Source organism: Corynebacterium sp. KPL4072 (assembly GCF_037908395.1).
Taxonomy (GTDB): domain Bacteria; phylum Actinomycetota; class Actinomycetes; order Mycobacteriales; family Mycobacteriaceae; genus Corynebacterium; species Corynebacterium kefirresidentii.
In genome coordinates, this window is sequence record NZ_JBBMGE010000001.1 from 229,039 (window position 1) to 252,805 (window position 23,767).

At 57.0% G+C, this 23,767-nt stretch carries 22 protein-coding genes; 19 read left to right on the forward strand and 3 right to left on the reverse strand.

Translation table 11 applies throughout. The features are described from left to right. The first annotated feature begins 68 nt into the window (after positions 1–68). The 9 genes from WMP97_RS01065 to ffh all read left to right on the forward strand — a co-directional run bounded on the left by WMP97_RS01065 (position 69) and on the right by ffh (position 10,642). The gene (locus WMP97_RS01065) at positions 69–3,047 is read left to right on the forward strand and encodes a DUF4040 family protein (RefSeq protein WP_200288904.1); all 2,979 of its coding nucleotides are present in this window, start codon (positions 69–71) and stop codon (positions 3,045–3,047) included. Next, positions 3,047–3,523: a sodium:proton antiporter gene (locus tag WMP97_RS01070; RefSeq protein ID WP_023021275.1), complete on the forward strand. Its 477-nt coding sequence runs from the start codon at positions 3,047–3,049 to the stop codon at positions 3,521–3,523. Before WMP97_RS01065 ends, WMP97_RS01070 begins: the two co-directional genes overlap by 1 nt. Further along, on the forward strand, positions 3,523–5,064 hold the full coding sequence (locus WMP97_RS01075) for a monovalent cation/H+ antiporter subunit D family protein (RefSeq protein WP_340439639.1): 1,542 nt from the start codon (positions 3,523–3,525) through the stop codon (positions 5,062–5,064). Before WMP97_RS01070 ends, WMP97_RS01075 begins: the two co-directional genes overlap by 1 nt. Next, on the forward strand, positions 5,065–5,598 hold the full coding sequence (locus WMP97_RS01080; protein WP_023021277.1) for a monovalent cation/H+ antiporter subunit E: 534 nt from the start codon (positions 5,065–5,067) through the stop codon (positions 5,596–5,598). Beyond that, complete coding sequence (locus WMP97_RS01085; protein WP_023021278.1) at positions 5,595–5,885, forward strand: hypothetical protein; 291 nt, start codon at positions 5,595–5,597, stop codon at positions 5,883–5,885. Before WMP97_RS01080 ends, WMP97_RS01085 begins: the two co-directional genes overlap by 4 nt. A gap of 1 nt (position 5,886) precedes the next feature. Beyond that, positions 5,887–6,255, forward strand: coding sequence for a Na+/H+ antiporter subunit G (locus tag WMP97_RS01090; RefSeq protein WP_049361135.1), 369 nt, complete (start codon positions 5,887–5,889; stop codon positions 6,253–6,255). Positions 6,256–6,477: 222 nt separating this feature from the next. After that, positions 6,478–6,816, forward strand: a complete 339-nt coding sequence (locus WMP97_RS01095) for a P-II family nitrogen regulator (RefSeq protein ID WP_200288908.1) — start codon at positions 6,478–6,480, stop codon at positions 6,814–6,816. Positions 6,817–6,823: 7 nt separating this feature from the next. Then, positions 6,824–8,947 (forward strand): [protein-PII] uridylyltransferase, encoded by a 2,124-nt coding sequence (locus tag WMP97_RS01100; RefSeq protein ID WP_248098806.1) that lies wholly within the window; start codon positions 6,824–6,826, stop codon positions 8,945–8,947. A gap of 51 nt (positions 8,948–8,998) precedes the next feature. Beyond that, on the forward strand, positions 8,999–10,642 hold the full coding sequence (gene ffh / locus WMP97_RS01105) for a signal recognition particle protein (RefSeq protein WP_200288910.1): 1,644 nt from the start codon (positions 8,999–9,001) through the stop codon (positions 10,640–10,642). A 137-nt stretch (positions 10,643–10,779) separates the two neighbouring features. On the opposite strand, the gene WMP97_RS01110 is transcribed toward ffh, so the two are convergent. Beyond that, positions 10,780–13,047 (reverse strand): acyltransferase family protein, encoded by a 2,268-nt coding sequence (locus WMP97_RS01110; RefSeq protein ID WP_200288911.1) that lies wholly within the window; start codon positions 13,045–13,047, stop codon positions 10,780–10,782. A 353-nt stretch (positions 13,048–13,400) separates the two neighbouring features. Between WMP97_RS01110 and rpsP the strand changes: the two genes are divergently transcribed. Beyond that, positions 13,401–13,916 (forward strand): 30S ribosomal protein S16, encoded by a 516-nt coding sequence (gene rpsP / locus WMP97_RS01115; protein ID WP_005325261.1) that lies wholly within the window; start codon positions 13,401–13,403, stop codon positions 13,914–13,916. Between the two features lie 227 nt (positions 13,917–14,143). On the opposite strand, the gene WMP97_RS01120 is transcribed toward rpsP, so the two are convergent. Both WMP97_RS01120 and WMP97_RS01125 read right to left on the reverse strand, forming a co-directional pair. Then, positions 14,144–14,830: a TetR/AcrR family transcriptional regulator gene (locus WMP97_RS01120; protein ID WP_234288180.1), complete on the reverse strand. Its 687-nt coding sequence runs from the start codon at positions 14,828–14,830 to the stop codon at positions 14,144–14,146. Positions 14,831–14,868: 38 nt separating this feature from the next. Next, a complete protein-coding gene (locus WMP97_RS01125) occupies positions 14,869–15,273 on the reverse strand; it encodes a cupin domain-containing protein (protein WP_200288913.1) in 405 nt (134 codons plus the stop codon). 104 nt (positions 15,274–15,377) lie between these two features. Between WMP97_RS01125 and rimM the strand changes: the two genes are divergently transcribed. The 9 genes from rimM to WMP97_RS01170 all read left to right on the forward strand — a co-directional run bounded on the left by rimM (position 15,378) and on the right by WMP97_RS01170 (position 23,758). Beyond that, complete coding sequence (rimM, locus tag WMP97_RS01130) at positions 15,378–15,875, forward strand: ribosome maturation factor RimM (protein ID WP_200288914.1); 498 nt, start codon at positions 15,378–15,380, stop codon at positions 15,873–15,875. Continuing rightward, positions 15,872–16,744, forward strand: a complete 873-nt coding sequence (gene trmD / locus WMP97_RS01135; RefSeq protein ID WP_284835426.1) for a tRNA (guanosine(37)-N1)-methyltransferase TrmD — start codon at positions 15,872–15,874, stop codon at positions 16,742–16,744. The genes rimM and trmD overlap by 4 nt, the downstream gene beginning before the upstream one ends. 495 nt (positions 16,745–17,239) lie before the next feature. After that, a complete protein-coding gene (locus WMP97_RS01140; RefSeq protein WP_284835425.1) occupies positions 17,240–17,872 on the forward strand; it encodes a hypothetical protein in 633 nt (210 codons plus the stop codon). Positions 17,873–18,016: 144 nt separating this feature from the next. Further along, positions 18,017–20,350, forward strand: coding sequence for a Tex family protein (locus tag WMP97_RS01145; RefSeq protein ID WP_340439640.1), 2,334 nt, complete (start codon positions 18,017–18,019; stop codon positions 20,348–20,350). A gap of 363 nt (positions 20,351–20,713) precedes the next feature. Further along, positions 20,714–21,058 (forward strand): 50S ribosomal protein L19, encoded by a 345-nt coding sequence (rplS, locus tag WMP97_RS01150; protein WP_005325245.1) that lies wholly within the window; start codon positions 20,714–20,716, stop codon positions 21,056–21,058. Positions 21,059–21,243: 185 nt separating this feature from the next. After that, the gene (gene lepB, locus WMP97_RS01155) at positions 21,244–22,047 is read left to right on the forward strand and encodes a signal peptidase I (protein ID WP_023021292.1); all 804 of its coding nucleotides are present in this window, start codon (positions 21,244–21,246) and stop codon (positions 22,045–22,047) included. Next, positions 22,025–22,762: a signal peptidase I gene (lepB, locus tag WMP97_RS01160; protein WP_200288918.1), complete on the forward strand. Its 738-nt coding sequence runs from the start codon at positions 22,025–22,027 to the stop codon at positions 22,760–22,762. Before lepB (WMP97_RS01155) ends, lepB (WMP97_RS01160) begins: the two co-directional genes overlap by 23 nt. Further along, positions 22,749–23,390, forward strand: a complete 642-nt coding sequence (locus WMP97_RS01165; RefSeq protein WP_248098801.1) for a ribonuclease HII — start codon at positions 22,749–22,751, stop codon at positions 23,388–23,390. The genes lepB (WMP97_RS01160) and WMP97_RS01165 overlap by 14 nt, the downstream gene beginning before the upstream one ends. 62 nt (positions 23,391–23,452) lie before the next feature. Then, positions 23,453–23,758: a DUF2469 domain-containing protein gene (locus WMP97_RS01170; RefSeq protein WP_005325239.1), complete on the forward strand. Its 306-nt coding sequence runs from the start codon at positions 23,453–23,455 to the stop codon at positions 23,756–23,758. The last annotated feature ends 9 nt before the right edge of the window (positions 23,759–23,767 follow it).

Here is a 23,767-nt window from a genome sequence, read left to right on the forward strand (position 1 = left end):
CTGAAGGGGCTGTATTTAATGCGAAATTCGCATTAAACCTAGACCAAGGTTCGTGAGGCAAGTATTTCGTGACGCTACTTTATGCAGTCCTCCTCGCGGCGCTGGCAGTGATCTTGGCACCGGTAACCGTAAAGGTTATTGACCGAAAGGCAGGCTATCCACTAGCTGGCCTTTTCGTTATTGCGGCGGTCCTTATTGCCAAGGAATTTCCTGCCATTGCAGCCGGGGAGGAATTGAGTTTCCACGCCACTTGGGTGCGCGATTTTATCGCACCGGGCGTCGACGTAAGTTTTGCTCTCCGCGGGGACGCGTTGAGTATTTTCTTTGCTATGTTGGCGCTGGTCATTGGTGCCGTCGTCTTTACTTATTCGGCGGCTTATCTGCCTAAGAATGAGGGTAATACCAGCTTCTACACCTTGATGACAGCGTTTACGCTGTCCATTTTATTGCTGGTTTTGGCCAATGACGTTGTGGTTTTGTTCCTTGCCTGGGAGCTAGTCTCCTTGGCTTCCTTTATGCTGATTGCGCGCTCCGGTTCGGGCGGCGAAGCTGGTTCGCAGCGCACCTTGATCCTGACCTTCGTTGGTGGATTGACCCTGCTGACCGGGTTGGGTATTGCTGCGACGGTGACCGGATCGACTACGGTATCTGAGATTCTGGCGTCGCCGGTATGGACGCAGCGCCCAGGTGTAACAGCGGCCGTAGCCGTGTTGATCGCGGCGTCTGCATTTACCAAATCGGCGCAATTCCCATTCCACTTTTGGCTTCCTGAGGCTATGGCCGCCGCCACTCCGGTTTCGGCTTTCCTTCACGCAGCCGCAGTGGTCAAGGCTGGCGTGTATCTGCTGATTCGCTTTTCCACGATCTTCCACGATGTGGCGGTATGGAATTGGCTGCTCATCGTGGTCGGAATGGGTACCGCGGTAATGTCCGCGGTCTTTGCGGTGCAAAAGACGGATTTGAAGAAGCTCACGGCTTATTCGACCGTGTCCCATTTGGGCTGGATTGTCGCCACCATTGGTGTGGGAACCCCATTCGCTATCGCCGCAGCGTTGGTACACACGTTGGCGCACGCGCTATTTAAGTCCTCGCTGTTTATGCTTATTGGCGTCATCGACCACGAGGCCGGTTCGCGCGATATTCGCCGCCTCGGACCACTGTGGAATAAGATGCCGTGGACATTTGGCTCGGTAGTCATCGGCGCGGCCTCTATGGCCGCGGTACCACCGCTTTTGGGCTTTGTATCCAAGGAAGGCATGCTCACTGCGTTTGAAGACGCCCCGATTGGTGGCACTGGCCAGGGCATCTTGCTCATCGTTGCCGCCATCGGCGCCTTCTTTACCTTTACCTACTCCGCCAAGATCGTCTTCGGCGCCTTCTTTGATGGACCTCGCGATATGGGACATGTCCACGAGGCTCCGGTTTCCCTGTGGCTGCCTGCCGCACTACCGGGCTTTATGTCCCTGCCACTGGTATTTGTACTCGGAATCTTTAATAACCCGATTGACCATGCAGTGGCTGCTGTTGGTCTGGAACATCATTCGCACCTTGCCCTCTGGCACGGGCTTAATGTTCCTTTCCTTATCTCGCTCGTGGTCCTTATCGCCGGTATTGCCGGTATCTTTGCCCGCAAGACGATGTGGGCAAGCTTTGAGGACAGGGAGTTTATGCCGCGCAGCGGCAATGAGTTGCTGCACTCTTTGCAGTTGGGTTGTTCGCGGCTGGGACGAGTCTTGGCCAAGATGTCCGATTCGCATAATCCGTCCCGCCACATGCTGCCTATTGTCATTTTGGTTATCGTGTTGGCCGCGACCACCCTCATCCGCGAGGGCGTCGATGGGGTAGCGCTGCAGCCGAGGGTAGATGGTCTGGATAACCCATGGGATCTGCTGCCATTAGGAATCATCGCGCTGGCCATGTTTGGTTTGGTGCGCACTCAGAATCGCTTGACCGGTGCCATCATGATCGGCATTGCCGGCACTGGTGTAACCCTGCAGATGTTCCTGCTCGGGGCGCCGGACGTAGCTTTGACTCAGTTTATGGTGGAAGCCCTATCCGTCATCGTCATGATGATGGTGCTGCGCTACCTGCCGGAAACCTTCCAACCGGTGAAGGATAAGTCCCGCAAGACCGGCTCTATTATCATCGCAGTTTTAGCCGGTGTGGCTGCATTCTTGGGCGTGTGGGGACTAATGGGCCGACACGAGCGTTCGGATCTAGCCATGTGGTATCTCGATAATGCGCCGGATATTACAGGCGGCGATAACGTTGTGGCTACCATCATCGTGGAATTCCGTGCGCTTGATACTTTGGGCGAGCTTTCCGTGCTGGGCATGGCAGCAGTGGTTATCGCAGCCATTACTACGACGTTGCCGCGGTTCCCGTTCAAGTCAGGTACACGTCCTGCGCCATTTGGCCAGTCACAGCTGAACTCTGTGCCACTGCGCAAGGGCGTTCACGTGGTAATCCCGCTTCTGGTAATCATGTCTGTCATCGTTTTCTTCCGCGGGCATAATGCCTCTGGCGGTGGCTTCCCGGCAGCGTTGATTATGGGCGCCGCAATCGGGCTTATCTACCTGTCCCGAGGCTCTGATGAAATCGTCTTTGGCCGCATGACCCCGATTCACCTGACCGGCATCGGCATTATTACTGCCTTGATTGCAGGCTTCGTGGGCTACTTGCACCACGGCCTTGGAAATGGTGGCTTCCTCGCGGCTATTCATGCTGAGGCCTTTGGTCAGCACTGGACTACCTCGCTCATCTTCGATTTGGGCATCTACCTAGCGGTGTTGGGCATGTTGACCATGGCGATTAATGCCCTGGGCGGTTACCTGCGCCCTGGCACGGAGCGTGACTTCCTGCCGTGGATTCATGATGATAATTCCGCGCTGCCAACCACGCCGCGCATTTCGCTTGAGGATGTCGATGATCCGTATCCGGACCCGATTAACCCCTCGACCGATCCTTTGGCTTTGCTGACGCCATCGGAAGCAAGGACGAAGAGGAAAAATAAACGGTCCATGCCTAAGCGAGGAGGAGAGAAGTAATGATCCTTGCATTGACTATTGCTTTGCTCATAGGCAGTGCCGTCTACCTCATCCAGCAGCGCGGTTTGGTGCGCATCGTGTTGGGCATGATGGCCTTCGGACACGGAGCTAACCTAATGCTGCTGGCTACGGGCGTGTACTCCTACCGCGGCGAGTCCTTCCCCTCCCAGGTTCCACACGACCAGATGGCAGATCCGCTGCCGCAGGCCTTCGTGTTGACCGCGGTGGTTATTTCCATGGCAACCTCGACCATCCTGTTGACGATGGCGGCAATGGGCAAGAACGACGACACCGATGTGGTGGAGCCGGTTGATGACAACACCATCGACCATGCCTTTTCAACCTTGGGCCGTGACGCCCAAAATCGCCAGATTCTGGAAGAATCCACCAACCAACTTGACCGTATCGGTCAGGTGGACCACGACACTCCCGTAGCAGAGCGCGGGGCAGCTGAACAGAAGGAGGATGATAAATAATGACTGATGCTGTAGCTCAACTCCTTCCGCTATTCCCAGCGGTCCCGCTGATTGCAGCAGCCTTTGCACTGCTGGCACCGTGGCGTGCGGTGCGCGATTCCATCATGTTGATCATCCCGGGCATGGGAATCTTCGCTGGCCTGGGTCTGCTGATGTACACCATGAACAACGGGGTAGTTGCCCACACAGTGGGCCTATACCAAGGCAATGTGGGTATCCCGTTTGCTGCGGATGCTTTCTCCGCGTTGATGATCATCACCACGATGATTGTCGCTTTTGGCGCCAACTGGTTTGCCATTGCGGGCGGGGAGACCAAGTCTCGCTTTTATCCATCGCTCACCTTGATTTTGATTACCGGTGTCTGCGGTGCGTTGCTTACTGCTGACCTCTTTAACTTCTTCGTCTTTATTGAGGTTATGCTTCTGCCGTCTTATGGCCTTATCACCATGTCTGGTACTTGGTCGCGTCTGGCGGCCGGACGTGCCTTCGTCTTGGTGAACCTTTTCGCCTCCACCTTGCTGGTCGTTGGCGTGGGTTATATGTATTCGGTTACCGGCGCGGTTAACCTTGGCGCATTGAAGGGTGCGGCAGCAGGTAACGGGCCCGTCACCGTCGCCGCGGGTTTGATTCTCATTGCAATCACCGCCAAGGCCGGCGTATTCCCTGTGCAATCGTGGTTGCCTCGCACTTACCCGGGGACCTCAGCTGCGGTGATGGGCCTGTTTTCCGGCCTGCACACCAAGGTGGCCGTGTACATGCTCTATCGCCTCTACGTGCAGCTATTCGGTCTGGATCAGCGCTGGAATGTGTTGATCATCGTGATCATGATCATCTCCATGATGATCGGTGCCTTTGGCGGCCTAGCGGAGAACTCCATTCGCCGCGTGCTCGGCTATCAGATGCTCAACGGCATGCCTTTCATCTTGGTAATGCTTGCTTTTACCTCTGATGACCCACGCCGCGCACTAGCAGCCGGCATTATGTACACGATTCACCACATGTTGACTGTTGGTTCGCTGATCTTGGCTTCTGGCGCCATTGAGGAAACCTACGGCACGGGCCTGCTAACCAAGCTGTCCGGTCTCGCTCGTCGGGACCCCATTATCGCGTGGATTTTCGCTGCCGGTGCGTTCTCCGTCGTAGGTTTCCCGCCGTTCTCCGGAATGTGGGGCAAGCTGATGATCGTCTTCGAGATTGCCCGGGTAGGAGGCGCGTGGGCGTGGATCGCTATCGCGGCTATTATCATTGCCTCCTTTGCCGCCTTCTTGGCCATGCTGCGGGTATGGCGCAAGGTTTTCTGGGGCAAGGGCTTGCCGGAAGAAAAGGTTCCGGATGAACTGATCATCCGCAAAAAGCTCATGGCCCCCTCTGCCGCACTCATCCTTGGTTCGCTGTGCATGTTCATTTTCTCTGGAATCGTTCTGGACGTTGTGGATAGCGCCTCGGAGCAGCTGCTTGATACCACCGCTTATACTGAAACCGTCTTGGGAGACGAGCCGATTGCAGTTCCCAATATCGATGAAATTCAGGAGGGCCGTTAAATGAACGCAGTGGTGTATGCATTGTGGCTCATTAAGGAAATCTTTGTGGCCGGCATTAGCCTGGCGATGGCGGCCTTTAAGCCAGATAACGAATACCACCCGGTTATCATTCGTTATCCACTGCGTGTGACTGGCGCATGGGAGATCTTCTGGTTTACTTCTTCCATCACCGCAACGCCAGGAACGCTTTCGTTGGGTTTGCGCGAGCCACCCCGCAAGGGGCTGCCGCGCATCGTGCTGGTGCAGGCAGTTCAGGGATCTGACCCGGCGGCAATCGTGGCTGACTTGGCTGATATGGAGCAACGCCTTGCCCCACGGGTGAAAGACATCGACTACGGCGTCCCAGGCCAAGGAGAGACGACGGAATTGGATGAGGCATTCTACGAGTATCCCCTCGAATCTGTCGGTCGCTTTATGCGCTCGCCTGACTTGGCGCGGGCGGAGGACACTCCGCTTTCAGAAAGCGAAGCGGACGTCGAAAAGCCAAAGCGTCATGCCCGGAACATAAAACGCAGGAAGGAGACCGAGCGATGATTGATTTTGCCACACTGTCCCCGTTCGGCTGGGTCGTATTTGTATGCGTATTCATCATTGGCATCGCCACATGGTGCGGCGTGCTGCTTGCACTGCGCACACGCGATGAGCTCACTCGCGCAATTACGTCTGACATCGTGTTCTACGGCATGATCTGCATGTACTTGGCATGGTCGATGACCAATAACGCCCCGATGGCCTACTACATTGCACTCCTCGGTGCCATTGCCGCGGGCGTGCTGCCCACGCTATCTATGGCCCGCATTATTTCGAAGGGCAGGCGATAAAATGGCTATTTCTGAGATTATCGCCTCGGTGCTACTTATTATCGCCACCATTTTGGTGGTCGCGACGGTTATATCCCTGTGGCGGGCGCCCGACGCATTGACGCGCGCTAACCTGCTGGGGCCGACCGTGGGTCTTGCGGTACCGCTGATTATCGTGGCCAAACTAGTTGTAGATTTTGGCCGCGATGGCTTTTCCCTGTGGCTGCTCATTCAAGCCCTGATCGCCTGCTTCGGTGTGTGGATTATCGGTTCAGTAGGTTCCTTCTACCTGGGACGTTCCATCTACGGAGTAACAGTTACTGACGTCAAACACGCCAAGCATAACCACAAAAAAGTCCAAACCGTGCAAGCCAAGGAAGACGATATCTAGTCACCCTCAGCGCCTTCTGGCGGCGAGTCTTTTCTGCAATAGCGCTCAATGGCGGAAATGCAGACGAGCTCGCCGCCTTTTGGTTTTACTGGATTGTGGCATTCACCGGGCCCTAGATTCATGACGCGAATATAGTGCACAGCAACTGCCGTGCTCGGGCTAGAATGGATGCACACTATTCGGTGCTTCTAGCCCGCCCCGAAGAGAAAACAAGGAGTAACAATGAAACTCATCACGGCCATCGTTAAGCCCTTTACCCTGCCGGAAATCCGTCAGGCGCTAGAGCAGCAGGAAGTACGCGGTCTCACTGTTACTGAAAGCCAGGGCTTTGGGCAGCAGCGAGGGCATAGCGAGGTATATCGCGGAGCAGAATACGCCACCGATTTTGTGCCTAAGGTCAAGCTGGAAGTAGTAGCGGCGGATGACCACGCTGAAGACATCATTAACGCCATTGTGGATGCTGCCTACACTGGCAAAATCGGCGATGGCAAGCTGTGGGTAACCCCAGTAGAAGATGCCATTCGTGTACGCACCGGGGAGCACGGCGAGGCGGCACTGTAAAACCAGCATGCTTAACGCCGCACAGATTCGCGCCGAGGCCCATGCCTCGGCGCTTCGTGTATTGCGCAGCCTCGAGCTCCCAGCGGGGACTGCGCTCGCTGCCACCGGGTCCTTCGCCCGCAATGAGATGACCCCGCAATCGGATATTGACGTCATCCTTATCTATCCGGAGGGCCACGATCCAGACCCAGCGCTGGTGGAGAAGCTGTGGTTGCCCGTATGGGATGCCAAGTATCGCCTAGATTATGCCCTGCGCACCCCGCAGGAGTGTGCGGCGATTGCTGCAGAAGATGCTTCTGCTGGCTTTGCACAGTTGGACTTGGCCTTTGTCGCAGGGCGCAAGATATTAGTGGATGAGGCGCGGGCACAGCTGCTCGCAGCGTGGCGGCGCCAGCTGCAGCGCGGCTTTGATGACTTTGTGGATACCGCGATTATTCGCTGGAAGCGCTCGGGCGCGGTAGCAGCAATGACGAATCCAGACTTGAAAAATGGCCGTGGGGGACTGCGCGATATTCAGCTTCTGCGCGCGATGGCTTTGGGTAACCTGTGCGACTTTCCTGATCTAGACGTCGAAAAGCAGCTGCTTCTCGACGTCCGCACACTCCTGCATGTCAAAGCCCGACGCCACCGCGATATCTTAGACCCCGAGTTCGCCGCGGACGTGGCTGCGGATTTGGGCTTTGAAAACCGATATGCCTTAACCGCCGCTTTGGTAGGCGCTGCAGCCACTGTTAATAAGGCCGTAGAACGCGGCCTGGCCACCGCCCGAGGGGTGCTGGGGAGAAATGCGCTGGCGGCGGGCCGCGGGCAGCGCCGTCCACTCGATGTGGACGTGGTGGCAGAGGGCGGCGTTATCTACCTTTCGCGCAAACCGAATGTGGAGGATCCGTGGTTGCTTACACGCGTTGCGGCAGCCGCAGCACGCACGGGATATGCCGTTGCCGAGACCACCTGGCACCAGCTCCAAAAATTGCCGATTCTGCCGCCACGCTGGCCGCGAGCAGCGGTGGATGATTTCTTCGCCATTTTGTCGTCCCCGCAATATACGCCGCGGGTTATTCAGGATTTGGACCGCTATGGCCTGTGGGAACGTCTAGTGCCGGAATGGGGGCATGTGCGCGGTTTGTTGCCGCGCGAGCGCAGCCACGTCAGAGCGGTGGACCATCATCTCATTGCGACGGTTACTCGGTGCGCGGAGGTGCGCACCTCGGTAGCTCGCCCTGATCTATTATTGCTGGCCGCGCTTTACCATGACATTGGTAAGGGCTACGAGCGCCCCCACGCTCAGGTAGGCGCGGAAATGATAGCTCGCCAGGCAGCCCGCATGCGGTTGAGCGTGGCCGATAGGTCGCGTGCTCAAATTCTGGTGGCAGAGCATACCACCTTAGCGCGGCTAGCTGCGACAATGGACCCGTTCTCCGATGCCGCTCGCGACGCATTGTTGGCCGCAGCGCATTACGATCCGCTGATTATTTCGCTGCTGGCGGTATTGGCTAAGGCTGATGCACAATCGACAGGGCCTAGCGTCTGGACACCGCGGGTAGAGCAAGCGCAGAAGTTTATCGTCTCGCGCGCTCTGGAAGCACTCAAACCAGGCGTCCTTCAGCGCCCCGCGGTGCACGTGCCGCTATCTACTGAGGGCGTTGCGCTTACGGTGGATTGGGAAGACCAAGAAGTTACTGTGTCCTGGTGTGGCTCCTCCAAAGGGGAGCTCAAGCGCATTTTTGCCTTGCTGTCCGCTTTGGGGTGGACCATCGTGCGGGCCAATATCGTCAAAGAGGATGACGGTACTTATAAGGCGGAGTTTTTCATCCGCACCGTACAACAGACCCTAAAGGAAGCGGCCCAGGAGATAAGGTTTATCCAGTCTTATAACTCCCGTACCTATACGGAGCTGCCAGATATCGAGGGAGAAGTAACCACCGCGGCTTTTGATGTGGGCGGCATCTTGGTGATCCGTACCGTCGAGCGCATTGGCGCTTTGGGGCACTTGATAGAGGCATTGCCAGACTTTGTGTGGCTGCGCCATGAGATTATGGGCGCGACAATGATCGTCAATGTCTTCCTTGCCGGGCAGGCTTCCCGCGCTACGGTGGTGGGGAATGTGACCAGGGCCCTGGCAAGGGACTAAGATTAAATAGTTGAACTTTAGATCGATCTAAATTAAGGGAGCGCATCCGTAGTGTTTGACTCACTATCAGACCGCCTACAGTCAGCCCTGGCGGGCCTGCGCGGTAAGGGCAAACTGACCGAGGCTGACATTAATGCCACCGCCCGCGAGATCCGCCTCGCGCTGCTGGAAGCTGACGTGTCTTTGACCGTCGTCCGTGGCTTTATCAAGCGCATCAAGGAACGTGCCCGTGGCGCGGAAGTCTCTGAGGCGCTCAACCCAGCCCAACAGGTAGTCAAGATCGTCAATGAAGAGCTCATTGAGATCCTCGGCGGTGAAACTCGCCGCCTGAACCTAGCGAAGAACCCGCCGACAGTGATCATGCTCGCCGGTTTGCAGGGTGCCGGTAAGACCACGTTGGCCGGCAAGCTGGCCAAGCACCTGGCCAAGCAAGGGCATACCCCGATGCTGGTGGCTTGTGACTTGCAGCGCCCGGGTGCGGTGCAGCAGCTACAGATCGTCGGCGAGCGCGCCGAGGTGCCGACCTTCGCGCCAGATCCGGGTACCTCCCTGGACTCCAATGAGCATGAAATGGGTACCTCCCACGGTGATCCGGTGGACGTCGCCAAGCGCGGTATTGCTGAGGCCAAACAGAAACAGCACGATGTGGTCATCATCGATACCGCCGGCCGCTTGGGCATTGATGAGACACTGATGACGCAGGCGCGCAATATCCGCGATGCCGTGAACCCAGACGAAGTCCTCTTTGTCATCGACTCCATGATCGGCCAAGATGCCGTGCAGACTGCCGAGGCTTTCCGCGATGGCGTGGACTTTACCGGTGTGGTTCTCACCAAGTTGGACGGTGACGCCCGCGGTGGCGCGGCCCTGTCTATTCGTGAGGTCACCGGCAAGCCCATTATGTATGCCTCTACCGGTGAGAAGCTCGATGATTTCGATGTCTTCCACCCCGAGCGCATGTCCAGCCGCATTTTGGGCATGGGTGACTTGCTTTCCCTCATCGAGCAGGCCGAGGCCACCTTGGATCATCAGAAGGCCGAGGAGGCCGCCTCCAAGCTTGGTTCTGGCGAGCTGACGCTGAATGACTTCCTTGAGCAGATGCTGATGATCCGCAAGATGGGGCCCATCGGCAACCTGCTGAAGATGATGCCCGGCGGCAAGCAGATGAATGAGATGGCTGCCATGGTAGATGAAAAGCAGCTGGACCGCATCCAGGCCATCATCCGTGGTATGACTCCGCAGGAGCGTGAGAATCCGAAGATCCTCAATGCTTCGCGCCGCAAGCGTATTGCTAATGGCTCTGGCGTGAGCGTTTCTGAGGTCAACCAGCTCATCGAGCGCTTCAACCAAGCTAAGAAGATGATGTCTAAGATGGCTGGCCAATTCGGCATGGGTGGTATGGGTGGCCGCTCTGCTACCAAGAAGAAGCCGAAGGGCCGCAAGGGTAAAAACGGCAAGCGCAAGAAGGGCAAGGGCGGCGGTGGAAACCGCGGCCCGAAGATGCCGGGCGGAATGCCGGGCATGGGCGGAATGCCAGGTGGTGGCGGCATGCCGTCCATGGAAGAACTGCAAAAACTCCAGCAGCAAATGGGCGGCGGCGGTGGCATGCCGGGAATGCCGGGCATGCCAAAGATGCCGAAGGGAATGGAAAATATTGATCTCAACAACTTGGACTTTGGCAAGGGCAAAAAATAGTCTGCCTCAGTCTTAAGACATAGCAAAGGAGGCTCCCACGTTATTGTGGGAGCCTCCTTCGTTCTATGCAGGCAGTTGGGTGCCTTATCCCCAGCGCCCGTGCTCGTAGGCGTTGGCGCGTGTTCGCGCGCTATGGCCTAGACGGCGTCGTCGCGCACAGTGTTGGGGTAGGGGACTGGGTTGGCATGTGGCTTGCCGGCGTCGGTAGGTGCGGCGGGTGCCGGCTCCACAGCTGCTGCGGCCTGCTCCGGGGGGATATCAGGGGCTTGCTGTTGGACCTTTTCCCCGTTGAGGAATGGCTTCAGGGCCTCGCGAATCATGGGCATAGCCGATTCCGCGAAGGCATTGGTGATGTGGTGCATGTCGCGGTAGACCATCGTATTGCCGATGATGACTGGGCAGTCACCATTGTCATCGCAGAACCACGGGGCGGTATCTACCGAGAGCATATTCTGGTACTTCGAGAGCACTACTGCACCGGGGTCATAGGGCTGGTAGACCTGCTCAAAGCGCATGCCGCAACCATAGGCATCTTCGGTGGCTACATAGCACTCATCGAACTCGCGCGGACGGCCTTCCTCATCGAAGCCCCACGGGTTATCGCGGAAGCCCAAGAAGGGGATATCGCGCTCGGCTAATTCATCCCAAAATGCCTGGTATCCAGCGGGAACAGCATCGGGGCCCGTGCCGTACTCATTTTGCGGGCGCGTGGTATTTGAAATCACCAAGGCTGGGTTTGCTTCTTCGATGCGATCCATCACTAGTTTGCCCCATTCGGCGCACTCAGGGGTCACGGTGACATCGTCACCCAGCTCGATGGGGCAACCTTGGCGTAGCAACGGAACCAATTTAAAGCCCATTTCTTTGCCCAGGCGGTCAAGCGCGGAAGAATACTGTTCCGCGTGGGAGCCGCCAACCAAATAGACTTCCTTTTCTGCGTTTGTGTCACCGAAAATGCACGGAGTTTTGCCGTCTTTGCGGGTTTCGAAGAAGAAATCAGCGGGCTGGCTATCCGGAACAAAGCACCAATTAGCAGCCACTGGTGGCTGGATGCCGCCGGCCAGAATTGGGTCAGGCTTAATCTCTACATTATCCGGTGGGGTGAGGTGATTGATGAACGTCGTCGCACCGGGGTAGAGGGAAGGATTCAGAAGTTCTGCGTCGGCATCATCAAGCGTGCGCATCCACAGCGGCTGAATGGCCAGAAGGCCGACAACGGCCGCAGCAACCACGACACCACCGACGCCGCGAGCAGCGCCTGCCGGCTTCCGCAATGTCGATAGGCCCTTGCGTACCGGCAGATCCTCGGCGGTGGGGCGCTTGCGATGCTGGCGCAGTGGCCGCTCCAAAAAGCGGTGCGTGAGGTCCGCCAGCACCAGTGAAATGGCGATAATGATAACGCCCAGCCACCACGATGGGGTTTCTTGACCCAAATAAGAGGTGGACAGGATAAGCAGAGGCCAGTGCCATAGGTAGAGCGGATAGGCTACATCGCCCAGCCAGCGGGCCTGTTTGGAGGCCATGGCCTTGGAAATCTTGCCACCGCCACCCAAGATGATGAGCACGGCGCCGCCCAGCGGCAAGAGCGAAAGCGGGCCAGGATACGCGGTGGTATCGGCGATGATGGCACCGGTAAAGATGAGCATCACAAGGCCCAAACCCGTAAAGAGGTCATAAAGGCGGGGCGGAATCTTCCAGGCGGAACCGTAGATGGCTAGGACAGCACCCAAGGTCAACTCCCAAGCGCGTGACCAGGTGGAGTAGTAGTTCTCCGGGGTGCCGTAGAGGCCGTGGCGTGAAGCATAGGCGAAGGAGGCAATGGTGGCCACAATGAGGATCGGGCCCGCAATCTGGTTGACTGTGGGGAAGCTGCGCTTGCCCAGTGGTTGGTGCTTCGGCCGGAACTTCATGATGGCTGCCAAGATGGTCGCAAAGGCAATGCCCATGATGTAGAACTGGCCCTGTACGGCCATGGACCACATGTGCTGCAGCGGGGAGGTATCCGCTGCGGCCGCCGTGTAGTCGGCGTTTTGTTCCGCTAGCTCCCAGTTCTGGTAGTACAGCATGGTGGCTGTGATCTGCTGGGTGAGCTCGGTGCGCATGAGCTGTGGGGTGAAAATGCGCACCAGAATGTAGGTCACGCCAATGACCAAAACTAAGCTGGGTACCAAACGTCGCAGGGTGCGCCAGATGGGCCACCAAGGGTTTAAAGAAGCGTTGGGCTTGCTGGCGTAGCGCAGCTGGGAGCCCAAGAAGAAGTAGCCGGATAGCAGCAAGAATACGTCCACGCCGCCGGAGACGCGTCCAACGAAGACGTGGTAGATAACTACTAGGCCGATGGCAATACCGCGAAGACCATCAAGGTCATAGCGGTACCGGAAATTTCGCGGTGATTCTTTAGTCATAAACTGTCTTTTCGTGCGTCAACGCCTTTACAGTGAGGCAGAAGGCGCGCCATACATATGAAACCAAATGTCTATATTCGGCCCTTAAGGCTACTCTGCTTTAGTATCGATGGCATAACGAACCTGCGTGAGTGGCGTCGTGATTTTTAAAATTGCAGATACTCGCGCTAAAATACTTCAGGTTATCTACTCGGATACTCCGGGCTAGGTAGTCCACAGAACGTAATATTCTGCGTAGCACCGTTCCCGTCTACGGTCGGCCGGTATGTCACACGCAGATTAAATCCAAGGGTTGAACCGGCGCACTACCTGGTGCGCGTCTGTACTGCCCAGTGACTAGAAAAGGAGCCGTCATGGCTGTCAAGATTAAGCTGCAGCGTTTGGGCAAGGTCCGCGCTGCTGAGTACCGCGTTGTTATTGCTGATGCCCGCACCCGTCGTAACGGCAAGGTAATCGAGAACATTGGTATCTACCACCCGAAGGAAGAGCCTTCCCTCATCCAGATCGATTCTGAGCGTGCGCAGCACTGGCTGTCCGTCGGCGCACAGCCAACCGAGCCGGTTCTTGCTCTGTTGAAGGTCACCGGTGACTGGCAGAAGCACAAGGGCCTGCCTGGTGCAGAAGGCACCCTGAAGGTTGCTGAGGAGAAGAAGTCCAAGCTGGAGATCTTCAACGAGGCACTGGCTGAGGCTAACAACGGCCCGACCATCGAGGCTATCACCGAAAAGAAGAAGAAGGCCAAGGAAGAGGCTGAGAAGAAGGCCGCTGAGGAAGCTGCTGCTGCAGAGGCTGCCGCTGCTGCTGCCGGCGAAGCTGATGCCGAGGCCGAGGAGAAGGCTGAGGAAGCTTCCGAGGAGTCTGCAGAGTAATCTGCCTTCCTTTGCTCAGCGCACAGCGCTTCTACCTTCGGGCCCTGCCTACACCACTGTGCAAGTCGTGTAGGTGGGGCTTTTGTGCTGTGTGGATGAAATCAACCGGCCCAAAAAGATGACCGCGCACGTATGTCCTTGGTGGAGTTGCGTGCGCGGTCATCTTTTTAGAAAAGCACGGTGAAACCCAGCAAGCTACAACGGGTGGGGGAGGGTGAATGTTTCCCTTAGCTCTGTGGCTTGTAGTCGGCATAGCGACTGTAGACATTAGACGGATCTTTAAAGTCCATGCCACGCAGGCCGCCGGCAACAACCGGAGCAAAAAGTTCTAGGATTTGCTCGCGTGGTAGCTGTGACATGGGGCCGTTGACGGCAAGAACGGTAAAGCCATGGATGGTAGACCATGCCAAAAGGGCGTTCTGCATGAAATATGTGGGGTCAGTAGTATTGTCCAAAGCTTGCGCGTGGCGGGCGAGAAGGGCGAAGAAATCGCGAATCTGCTGAAGGTGATCCATCTTCGGATCATCTTCGGTGTGTGGATCCACACCGAGCATGAAGCGCAGCGCCTTCCATTCCAACATGCAACGGAAGAAATTGGTCTCATCCAAGGCAAACTCGAGGTAAGCGTAACCGATTTGCACCAAGTGCTCTGGAAAATCCAAGTGCCCGGCAGCTTTAGTAGTCTCATGCAGGCGCCGGACCAGTTCGTCGGTGGCAAGCTCTGCTACCTTATCGTGTAGTTCTTCTTGATCCTTGAAGTGGCGGTAGGCGGAGGTAGGGGATACTCCGGCTTCGCGGGTAACGGCACGGACCGTGATGGCATTGGGGCCGCTTCGCTTGCCTAGCTGGACTGCGATGCGGAGCAGCTCATCGTGGAGGTTTCCATGATGGTAAGGCTTATTATGCGATTCCATGAGAGTCATTTTATCACCGAAACTTATGTTCCTATAAACTATTTTGTCAGCATAGTGAGCAACAAAATTGCGGGGGTAGAGGTACCGGAATCCGCAGCTGCAGCCTCGACTTTATGCACCTCATATGCAGGAAGATGCACGATCGTGCCCGGCGTAAGGGTGACGGTTTCTTCACCATAGGTGAAGTTGAGCTGCCCGCGGAGCGTCTGCACGGTAATGGGATGAGCGGCCTTGTGGTCCGGTAGGGACTGTCCTGGTGCAAAGCTAAAGAGAATGAGATTAGCGCCATCGGTGCTCAAGACGCGCTGTACGCCTGGGCGGGGCCGCTGCGGATCCGTATCCGGTGCGATATCGAGCAAATTAAGTGTAGTCATAGCGGAAGCAGTGCCCAGATGGGAAGCCGTGCCAAAAGTATCCGGGGAATTGGTAGGTAAATCGCTCATGTGCCTACTTTAACGACAATGAGCCCCAAAAACTGGAACTTTTTCGAAGTAGCTGAAAACCCATCACTGACAAGGGAAAAGGCTCGTGCTGTAGAATTTCCGCTATGGAATTGATGATTGGTCGCGTGATTAAATCGCACGGCGTGAAGGGTGAAGTAGTAATCGAGGCCACTACTGACGAACCGGAGGTGCGCTTTGCGGTGGGGGAAGCGCTCCATGGCACGCAGGGCAAAAAAGAGCACACGCTAACTATCAAGGCAGTCCGCACTCACAAGGGAAGGCTGCTCGTTACCTTCGAAGAAGTAAAAGACCGCAATGTGGCGGATAGCCTGCGCGGCACGAAGTTTTTCGCCGCGCCGCTCGATAGCGATGATGGCGGTTTTTATGACCATGAGCTGGAAGGACTACGCGTACTTCTGGCGGGCAAAAACATTGGTGAGGTTACGTCGGTCATCCACGGTGGAAGCCAAGATTTGCTAGAGGTAAATCTCGACACTGGCAAGGAAGCACTCATTCCTTTCGTGCATGCCATTGTTCCTGACGTGGACCTTGCAGCAGGGACGTGCACCATTGACCCGCCGGAAGGATTGCTGGACCTATGAGGCTTGATGTTGTCACCATCTTTCCGGAGTACTTGGAGCCGTTGCGGCATGCACTTTTAGGAAAAGCCATTGAACAAGGTCGCCTTGAAGTAGGCGTACATGATCTGCGGCAGTGGGCGACTGATGCGCATAAGTCTGTCGATGATTCGCCGGTCGGCGGTGGCCCTGGCATGGTTATGAAGCCGGAAGTATGGGGGCCGGCACTCGATAGTGTTGCTGCTCAGGAAAGTGCACCGAACCTAGAATCGGCCCTTCCGCACTTGAACCGTCCCCGCCACGATGAGCTTGAAGGAGTAGAGGCGCACGCCTATGCGGTCGACGCCCAGCCCGAGGAGGATAGTGACCTCCCACTGCTCATTGTGCCTACCCCAACGGGAAAACCGTTTAGTCAAGCAGATGCGCGTGCGTGGTCGAATGAGGAGCACATCGTCTTTGCTTGCGGGCGTTATGAGGGAATCGATCAGCGCGTGGTGGATGATGCCGCGCGTCGCTACCGCGTCCGCGAGGTATCCATCGGTGATTATGTGCTGATCGGTGGGGAAGTAGCGACGCTGGTAATTGCAGAGGCCGTCGTGCGACTCATTCCAGGCGTGCTGGGCAATAAGCGCTCCCATGAAGAGGATTCTTTTTCTGATGGTCTCCTAGAGGGCCCGAGCTATACCAAGCCGCGAGAGTGGCGGGGTCTGGCCGTACCGGACGTTTTGACCTCGGGAAACCACGCCTTGGTGGATAAGTGGCGGCGCGAACAAGCATTATTGCGCACTTGGCAGCGCCGTCCCGAGCTGCTGGAAGTAGCCGAGCTAGACAAGGATGATAGGGCTTTCATTGCGCAGTTGGAGCAGGAAGCTAAGGCTAAGGGTGAAGGCTAATGGAGGTTAGTGCTGATCTTTCCGTGCTTCTAGGAACTCGAGAGAATGAGGATTGCCTCGCAGGACTGCCTGACAGGCTACGTGCTCAGGGCTTTCATCCAGCTAGCATTTTCGTCATTCAGGTAGCGGAGTCATGCCCGGAGAGCAGCCCGTTAGCGCAGGAATACCGTTTCAGGTTTGGTCAGCGACCGCAGGGAATTCCGGTGTGGCGGCTTATAGTTAACGGTGAGACCGCACTCCCCTTAGCCACCGTGGCCCCCACTGTGGCGGAATGTTTGCCCCCGGAAGCGCTGTGGTTGGGGAGCGCGGAAATCGGTTTTACAGAGATGGGGCTTGGTACCCCAGCGGTATGGCGAGCGGAAGCTGCGCAATAGGCGCCGACGAGAAAATTAATCGCCGCATTTTCACGCTAAATCTGCAGCGCTTAGGCCGTTTGGGGTTATAGTAAGGGGGACATTGCCTCCAATTTTCTATTCCCAAGGTGGTTCCTTAATTATGACGGCTCCCAATGGCAATAATTACGATGGAAATAATCAACAGCCGCCCCAGTACAACCAACAGTATTATCCCCAGCCGCAGAACAATGGCGGCGTCAGCGGTGCCACGATCGCTGCGATTATCGCAGCCATTGTGGCGGTAATCGCGGTGGCTGCCATGGTCATTATGTTCGTGACCAATAACCAGAGCGATTCTACGGAGAGCGCTGCAGGTAATAACGAATTCCAGCAATCGGATGCGAGTAGCGGATCCGGATCCGGGACAGGATCCGACAAGAAATCCGGTTCCTCCAAGGATTCTGCAGAGGATGAGGACTCCAGCCCGGTCACGGTGACCGAGACCAAGGAAGCCCCGGCACCAGCACCGGCACAGGTCGATTCCGTTGGTTCCAGCAATGGACATTCCTGGGGTGATTACCCTAACTATTATGCGACTGGCCCGACTACCAGTCCTTTTGCTCGCAACGTCTACACCGCTTTTATGAATAACTGGGTTGCAGGCGGCGGCACCAACGTCACCTTGAGTGTCTATTCGCCGAGCACCGGTGGTACCTACACCATGTACTGCTCCGGTAGCTCCGCCCGAGTTACTTGCACCGGCGGCAAGAACGCCCGCGTGGTTATCCACTAGGCACGCGCCGCACCTTCCTCCTTTCCTTGCTGGAAAGGAGGTTTTTGCGTTGAGGGGGCGTCGGCAAGCGAAGGCGGTGTAAGGGCCGTGCGGTAAATTGGGTGGGTCTAATCCCAAACCTCGAGAAAAGAGTGAGGAGACCACGTGAATATTGCGGCAACCATCGCCGCCGAGCTCAACGTGAAGGAAACACAGATTTCCACCGCGTTGCAGCTCCTTGCGGAGGGCAATACCGTGCCTTTTATTGCCCGCTACCGCAAGGAGGCCACCAGCGGGCTGGATGACTCCCAGCTGCGCACTATTGAGGAGCGTGCGAATTACCTGAAGGAATTGCAGGAGCGTAAGGAGACCATCCTTGCGGCGATTGAGGAGCAGGGCAAGCTTAGCGGCGCCCTGAAGAAACAAATCCTTGCCTGCGAAACCAAGGCGCGCCTGGAGGACCTGTACCTGCCGTATAAGAAGCGCCGTAAAACTAAGGCGGATATTGCCCGCGAGGCCGGCCTAGAAGAGCTGACCGATAAGCTCATCGCGGATCCTCACGCCACCCCAGAAGATCTAGCGCAGGCCTTCCTTTGCGAGGGCTTTGAAGATACAAAGAAAGCCCTCGACGGCGCCCGCGCCATCCTGGTGGATCGCTTCGCACTGGACGCTGACCTGGTGGGTGAGGTGCGAGAGCGCATGTTTACTAAGGGTGTTATGGGCGCGCACGTCATTGAAGGCAAGGAAGCAGAAGGGGCGAAGTTTAAGGATTATTTCTCCTTCAACGAGTCTTTCCACACATTGCCCTCGCACCGCATTTTGGCGCTCCTGCGGGGCGAGAATGAAGGCGTATTGCAATTGCAGCTTGATGCTGGCGATGACGCGGACTATGAGGACGTTATTGCCTCCCGCTTTGAACTGGATCGCTCCTCCAAGTGGCTTGCTGACGCCGTCCATTGGGGCTGGCGCACCAAGCTTTATATTTCCTCCAGCCTGGATGTACGTATGCGCCTGAAAGAAGTGGCAGAGGAAGGTGCGCTCAAGATTTTTGCCACCAATTTGCGGGATGTGCTACTTGCTGCGCCGGCAGGTCAGCGTGCCACCATTGGCCTGGATCCGGGATACCGCAATGGCGTCAAGTGTGCGGTTGTAGACAAAACCGGCAAAGTGCTCGATACCACTATTGTCTACCCGCACCAGCCGCAGAATCAGTGGAGCCAGGCGTTACAGACCTTGTCTACCTTGTGCGCCAAGCATTCGGTGGACCTTTTGGCCATCGGAAATGGTACTGCCTCCCGTGAGACCGAGAAGCTCGCCCAGGAGATTGCGGACCTCATCAAGCAGGCCGGACGCCAGCGTCCCACGCCCGTCGTAGTCTCAGAGTCCGGCGCTTCGGTGTATTCTGCCTCGCAGCTGGCGGCGGCGGAATTCCCCGATATGGATGTCTCGCTGCGTGGTGCAGTCTCCATCGCTCGTCGTTTGCAGGATCCTCTGGCGGAGCTGGTAAAGATCGATCCGAAGGCTATTGGGGTGGGGCAGTATCAGCACGATGTTAACCAGACCGCGCTCGCTCGCACCCTTGATGGTGTGGTGGAAAGTGCCGTGAACGGCGTGGGCGTAGATCTCAACACTGCTTCCGTCCCGCTGCTGGAGCGGGTGGCTGGAGTTAATTCCACCATCGCTGCCAATATTGTGGCCTATCGCAATGAAAACGGGTCCTTTGCTTCCCGCAAGGAACTGAAGAAGGTGCCGCGTCTCGGACCTAAGGCGTTTGAGCAGTCAGCCGGCTTTCTTCGCATCAATGGCGGCACCGATCCGTTGGATGCCTCCGCCGTGCACCCTGAGGCTTATCCAGTTGTCTCCCGCATTGCGGAAAAGACCGGTCTGGGCATTTCCGAGCTTATTGGCAATACCCGCGTACTTTCCAAGCTTGCGCCAGCAGATTTTGCAGATGAGACCTTTGGTATCCCTACGGTGACCGATATCATCGCTGAGCTGGATAAACCCGGCCGCGACCCGCGTCCGGAATTTAAGACCGCAACCTTCAAAGAGGGGGTACATAAGGTCTCCGATCTCACCCCGGGAATGATCCTTGAGGGCACAGTTACCAACGTGGCGGCCTTTGGCGCTTTTGTGGACGTTGGAGTACATCAGGACGGCCTCGTCCATGTTTCTGCCATGAGCCACAAGTTCGTCTCTGATCCGCACGAGGTCGTGCGCTCTGGCCAAGTGGTCAAGGTAAAAGTCATGGAGGTCGACGTCGAGCGGCAGCGCATCGGCTTGTCTTTGCGCCTCGATGATGAACCGGGGCAGCAGGCTCCCAAGCGCCGTGGCGATGCGCAACATGCCGCAAACTCTGCCGCCAGGGGAGAAGGGAAGCGCTCCGGACACAAATCCGGGCGCGGTTCCCGGGGTGGCTCGCGCGGCCGCACTGGCGGTCGAGGTGGCTCCGGCGGTGGTGGCGCCATGGCCGATGCCCTGAAGAAGGCAGGCTTCTAACCGCCGTGGTCTAGTGTTTTGCCTGCTGCTTTAGCTCCCATCGTTGCGTACGGTGGGAGCTTTTGCAGTCCGGAGGGAGGATTCTGCCACGATGTTGTCGGAACCATGATGCGGGCGAGGTGGAACCCATCCAATCACCTGCGCAAACTTCACCTAGCGGTGGTGGGGGCGGCCGCTTAGCAGTTTCCCTCCTAAGCTGCGGCGGCGTAGCTTGGGCGGGGGAGAGAAAGAAGTGCCGGGAAGGAAATTTGGTTCCTGCAGGTACATATGGAAAAATAGGTGGACGTTCTATGTAACGGGCACGAACCGGTTAGGCTTAGCGCCGCTAGGGTCCTCTGTCCCAAACTGAAAAGGAATATTGGCATGTCCAACATTATTGACAAGGTCGATGCAGCACAGCTGCGCGACGATATCCCGTCCTTTCGCCCAGGCGATACCCTCGACGTTAACGTAAAGGTTATCGAGGGTAACAACGAGCGTGCACAGCTGTTCAAGGGCATCTGCATCCGTCGTCAGGGTTCCGGCATCCGTGAGACCTTCACCGTCCGTAAGGTCTCCTTCGGTATCGGCGTTGAGCGTACCTTCCCGGTTCACTCCCCGAACCTGGAGTCCATCAAGGTCTCCCGCCGCGGCCGCGTTCGCCGTGCGAAGCTGTACTACCTGCGCGATCTGCGCGGTAAGAAGGCTCGCATCAAGGAGCGTCGCTAGTATTAGTGCGCTGCGCGCCACCATCCCCCTTGCACCCTTGTGGGTGCAAGGGGGATTTTTGTGCCTATTGCCAGCTATTTCCTGGTGTCAGCCGGCAGGCTTTAACCGGATAGTTGCCTGTGAATTCTCCAGCCGCGAGGGGGATAAGGCGGGAACCGGGACGTGAGGTTGCTAGGATTTAGCGCGTGAATAAAGACAGCATCTCGCAGGAACAGTCGCCTGAAGGTGAGGGGGCCAACCCCGTAGAGGGGAACGCTTCCCCGCAAGGCGAAGGGGCAACCAAGAAAAAAGACATGCCGTGGCTGCTGGAAACCCTTCTGGTCGTGGCAACGGTCCTTGTTATCGTGGGCCTTTTCCAGAACTTTATCGGACGGCAGTATGTGATCCCTTCCGGCTCGATGGAGCCGACACTGCATGGCTGCGAGGGCTGTACGAATGACCGTATCTTTACGGAAAAGATCTCCTATTACGGCGATGGAGAGCCAGAACCAGGCGATGTTGTCGTCTTCAAAGGCACCGAGGACTGGAATTCCAGCTATGTCTCGCCGCGCTCGTCCAACCCGGTAATCCACGGGGTGCAGGATGCATTGAGCTTTGTATCCTTGGCGCCGCCCGATGAAAATACCCTGGTTAAGCGCGTGATTGCTACCGGTGGGCAGACAGTGTCTTGCCAGGAGGGCGATCCTGCAGTCATGGTTGATGGCAAGCCCATCGAGCAAGACTACGTGCAAGACCCGCCAACGTACCCGGTAGATAAGTCGACAGGCTCGGAAGCTTGTGGAGGCCCGTACTTTGGTCCCGTGGAAGTACCGGAGGGCAATATCTGGGTCATGGGTGATAATCGCACGGCCTCGGCAGATTCTCGCTATCACATGACCGATAAATTCCACGGCACAGTACCGGTGGAAAATGTCCGCGGCAAGGTGAAGTTCGTCTTCTGGCCGTTTACCCGCATCGGTGGCATCGATGACCCGGACATCCAGGAATAAACCTTCTTCCCAACGCCTGCGCACCCGGGATTTTTTCTTCCCCGTGGTGGCAGGTTTTGTCCTGCTGGTGCTCTTACAAGCATTGGTGGGACGGATGTATGTCATTCCTTCTGCGTCGATGGAACCTACCCTGCATGGTTGTCCCGGCTGCGAAAACGATCGCATCGCAGTGCAGAAGGTCAGCTATTACTTCACAGACCCACAACCTGGGGAGGTGGTTGTCTTCGAAGGGCCGGAGTCGTGGAATAACGAGTTTCAGGTCACACGCTCGCGCAATATTATTGTGCGAGGTGCGCAGAATGCTTTGGCGGCAGTTGGGCTTTTGCCCAACGGGGAAAATATCCTCGTCAAGCGGGTAATTGCTACCGGCGGACAAACGGTGAGCTGTGAGGCTGGTGATCCTTCGGTGATGGTGGATGGTCAGCCGATTGATCAATCATTCGTGCTTGATCCACCGGAGATTCCCGTAGACCCCGGTGTTGGCTCCCAGGAGTGTGGCGGCGAGTACTTTGGCCCCGTCACCGTCCCGGAGGGGCATCTCTGGGTAATGGGAGATAATCGCACCAACTCCCTCGATTCGCGTGCGCACTTGGGCGATAACCTACAAGGCACCGTGCCAGTGGACAATATTCGCGGCCGAGTTGAGGCTGTCATCTTGCCTCTGTCGCGGTGGGGTGGGGTGGAACACCCAGAGATTTCGCATGCGGCGGCTTAAGCAACGACGCACCTATGAGCTGGCGTTGAGCAAGGCTGGGCTCGGGCCGGTGGCTGGAGTGGATGAGGCCGGGCGCGGCGCGTGTTGCGGGCCAATCACCATCGCGGCCTGCATTATGCCTAATCGCCCGATCAAGGAGCTGGCGGAGCTTAGCGATTCCAAAAAACTGACTCCCCGGCAGCGCGAGCGGCTCTTTCCACTCATTAAGGACAAGGCTGTGGACTGGTCTGTGGTGCACATTAGCGCGGGGGACATCGATAAGCGCGGCATCCAGCACGCTAATATTTCCGGTATGCGCAGGGCGGTAGCACGCCTGGATATCCGCCCAGGCTATGTGCTTAGCGACGCCCTCTTTATCCCCGGCCTTACCCAACCCCAGCTGCCCATCATCGGCGGCGATGCAGCCGCGCGGTGTATCGCCGCGGCAAGTGTCTTGGCAAAAGTGAGTCGCGACCACGTGATGCGCGACCTTGATGCGCGCTATCCCGGCTATGAATTGGCCAAGCACAAAGGCTATGGGACTAAGGCACACGAGGCTGCAATTTCGGCGCTGGGAGCGTGCCCGGAACACCGGATGAGCTATGACAATGTCCGCCGCGCTCATGCGGAGTTCGCCGCGCGTGCCTAGCTAGAATCTAGCCTCCTGCGCGCTAAGCTTAAGCGAGCTAACCCACAACCTGGAGGTCCACCGTGAGTGCAGAGGAACTCGATAACTACGAGGCTGAGGTAGAGCTGTCCCTCTACCGCGAGTACCGAGACGTTGTCAGTCAGTTTTCCTATGTCGTTGAAACTGAGCGGCGCTTTTACCTGGCTAATGCGGTAGAGCTCATTCCGCATACCTCTGGACCTGATGTGTACTACGAGGTGCGCATGTCCGATGCTTGGGTATGGGATATGTACCGCTCCGCCCGCTTTGTGCGCTATGTTCGCGTCATTACCTACAAGGACGTCAATATCGAAGAGCTGGATAAGCCGGAATTCATGATGCCGGAGTAATTTTGTCAA

What these genes read in the sequence shown, in the direction of transcription:
- WMP97_RS01070 (WP_023021275.1), top strand. Translation starts at nt 3,047, where the DNA reads ATGATCCTTGCATTGACTATTGCTTTGCTCATAGGCAGTGCCGTCTAC.
- WMP97_RS01075 (WP_340439639.1), top strand. Translation starts at nt 3,523, where the DNA reads ATGACTGATGCTGTAGCTCAACTCCTTCCGCTATTCCCAGCGGTCCCG.
- WMP97_RS01080 (WP_023021277.1), top strand. Translation starts at nt 5,065, where the DNA reads ATGAACGCAGTGGTGTATGCATTGTGGCTCATTAAGGAAATCTTTGTG.
- WMP97_RS01085 (WP_023021278.1), top strand. Translation starts at nt 5,595, where the DNA reads ATGATTGATTTTGCCACACTGTCCCCGTTCGGCTGGGTCGTATTTGTA.
- WMP97_RS01090 (WP_049361135.1), top strand. Translation starts at nt 5,887, where the DNA reads ATGGCTATTTCTGAGATTATCGCCTCGGTGCTACTTATTATCGCCACC.
- WMP97_RS01095 (WP_200288908.1), top strand. Translation starts at nt 6,478, where the DNA reads ATGAAACTCATCACGGCCATCGTTAAGCCCTTTACCCTGCCGGAAATC.
- WMP97_RS01100 (WP_248098806.1), top strand. Translation starts at nt 6,824, where the DNA reads ATGCTTAACGCCGCACAGATTCGCGCCGAGGCCCATGCCTCGGCGCTT.
- WMP97_RS01110 (WP_200288911.1), bottom strand. Translation starts at nt 13,047, where the DNA reads ATGACTAAAGAATCACCGCGAAATTTCCGGTACCGCTATGACCTTGAT.
- rpsP (WP_005325261.1), top strand. Translation starts at nt 13,401, where the DNA reads ATGGCTGTCAAGATTAAGCTGCAGCGTTTGGGCAAGGTCCGCGCTGCT.
- WMP97_RS01120 (WP_234288180.1), bottom strand. Translation starts at nt 14,830, where the DNA reads ATGGAATCGCATAATAAGCCTTACCATCATGGAAACCTCCACGATGAG.
- WMP97_RS01125 (WP_200288913.1), bottom strand. Translation starts at nt 15,273, where the DNA reads ATGAGCGATTTACCTACCAATTCCCCGGATACTTTTGGCACGGCTTCC.
- rimM (WP_200288914.1), top strand. Translation starts at nt 15,378, where the DNA reads ATGGAATTGATGATTGGTCGCGTGATTAAATCGCACGGCGTGAAGGGT.
- trmD (WP_284835426.1), top strand. Translation starts at nt 15,872, where the DNA reads ATGAGGCTTGATGTTGTCACCATCTTTCCGGAGTACTTGGAGCCGTTG.
- WMP97_RS01140 (WP_284835425.1), top strand. Translation starts at nt 17,240, where the DNA reads ATGACGGCTCCCAATGGCAATAATTACGATGGAAATAATCAACAGCCG.
- rplS (WP_005325245.1), top strand. Translation starts at nt 20,714, where the DNA reads ATGTCCAACATTATTGACAAGGTCGATGCAGCACAGCTGCGCGACGAT.
- lepB (WP_200288918.1), top strand. Translation starts at nt 22,025, where the DNA reads ATGACCCGGACATCCAGGAATAAACCTTCTTCCCAACGCCTGCGCACC.
- WMP97_RS01165 (WP_248098801.1), top strand. Translation starts at nt 22,749, where the DNA reads ATGCGGCGGCTTAAGCAACGACGCACCTATGAGCTGGCGTTGAGCAAG.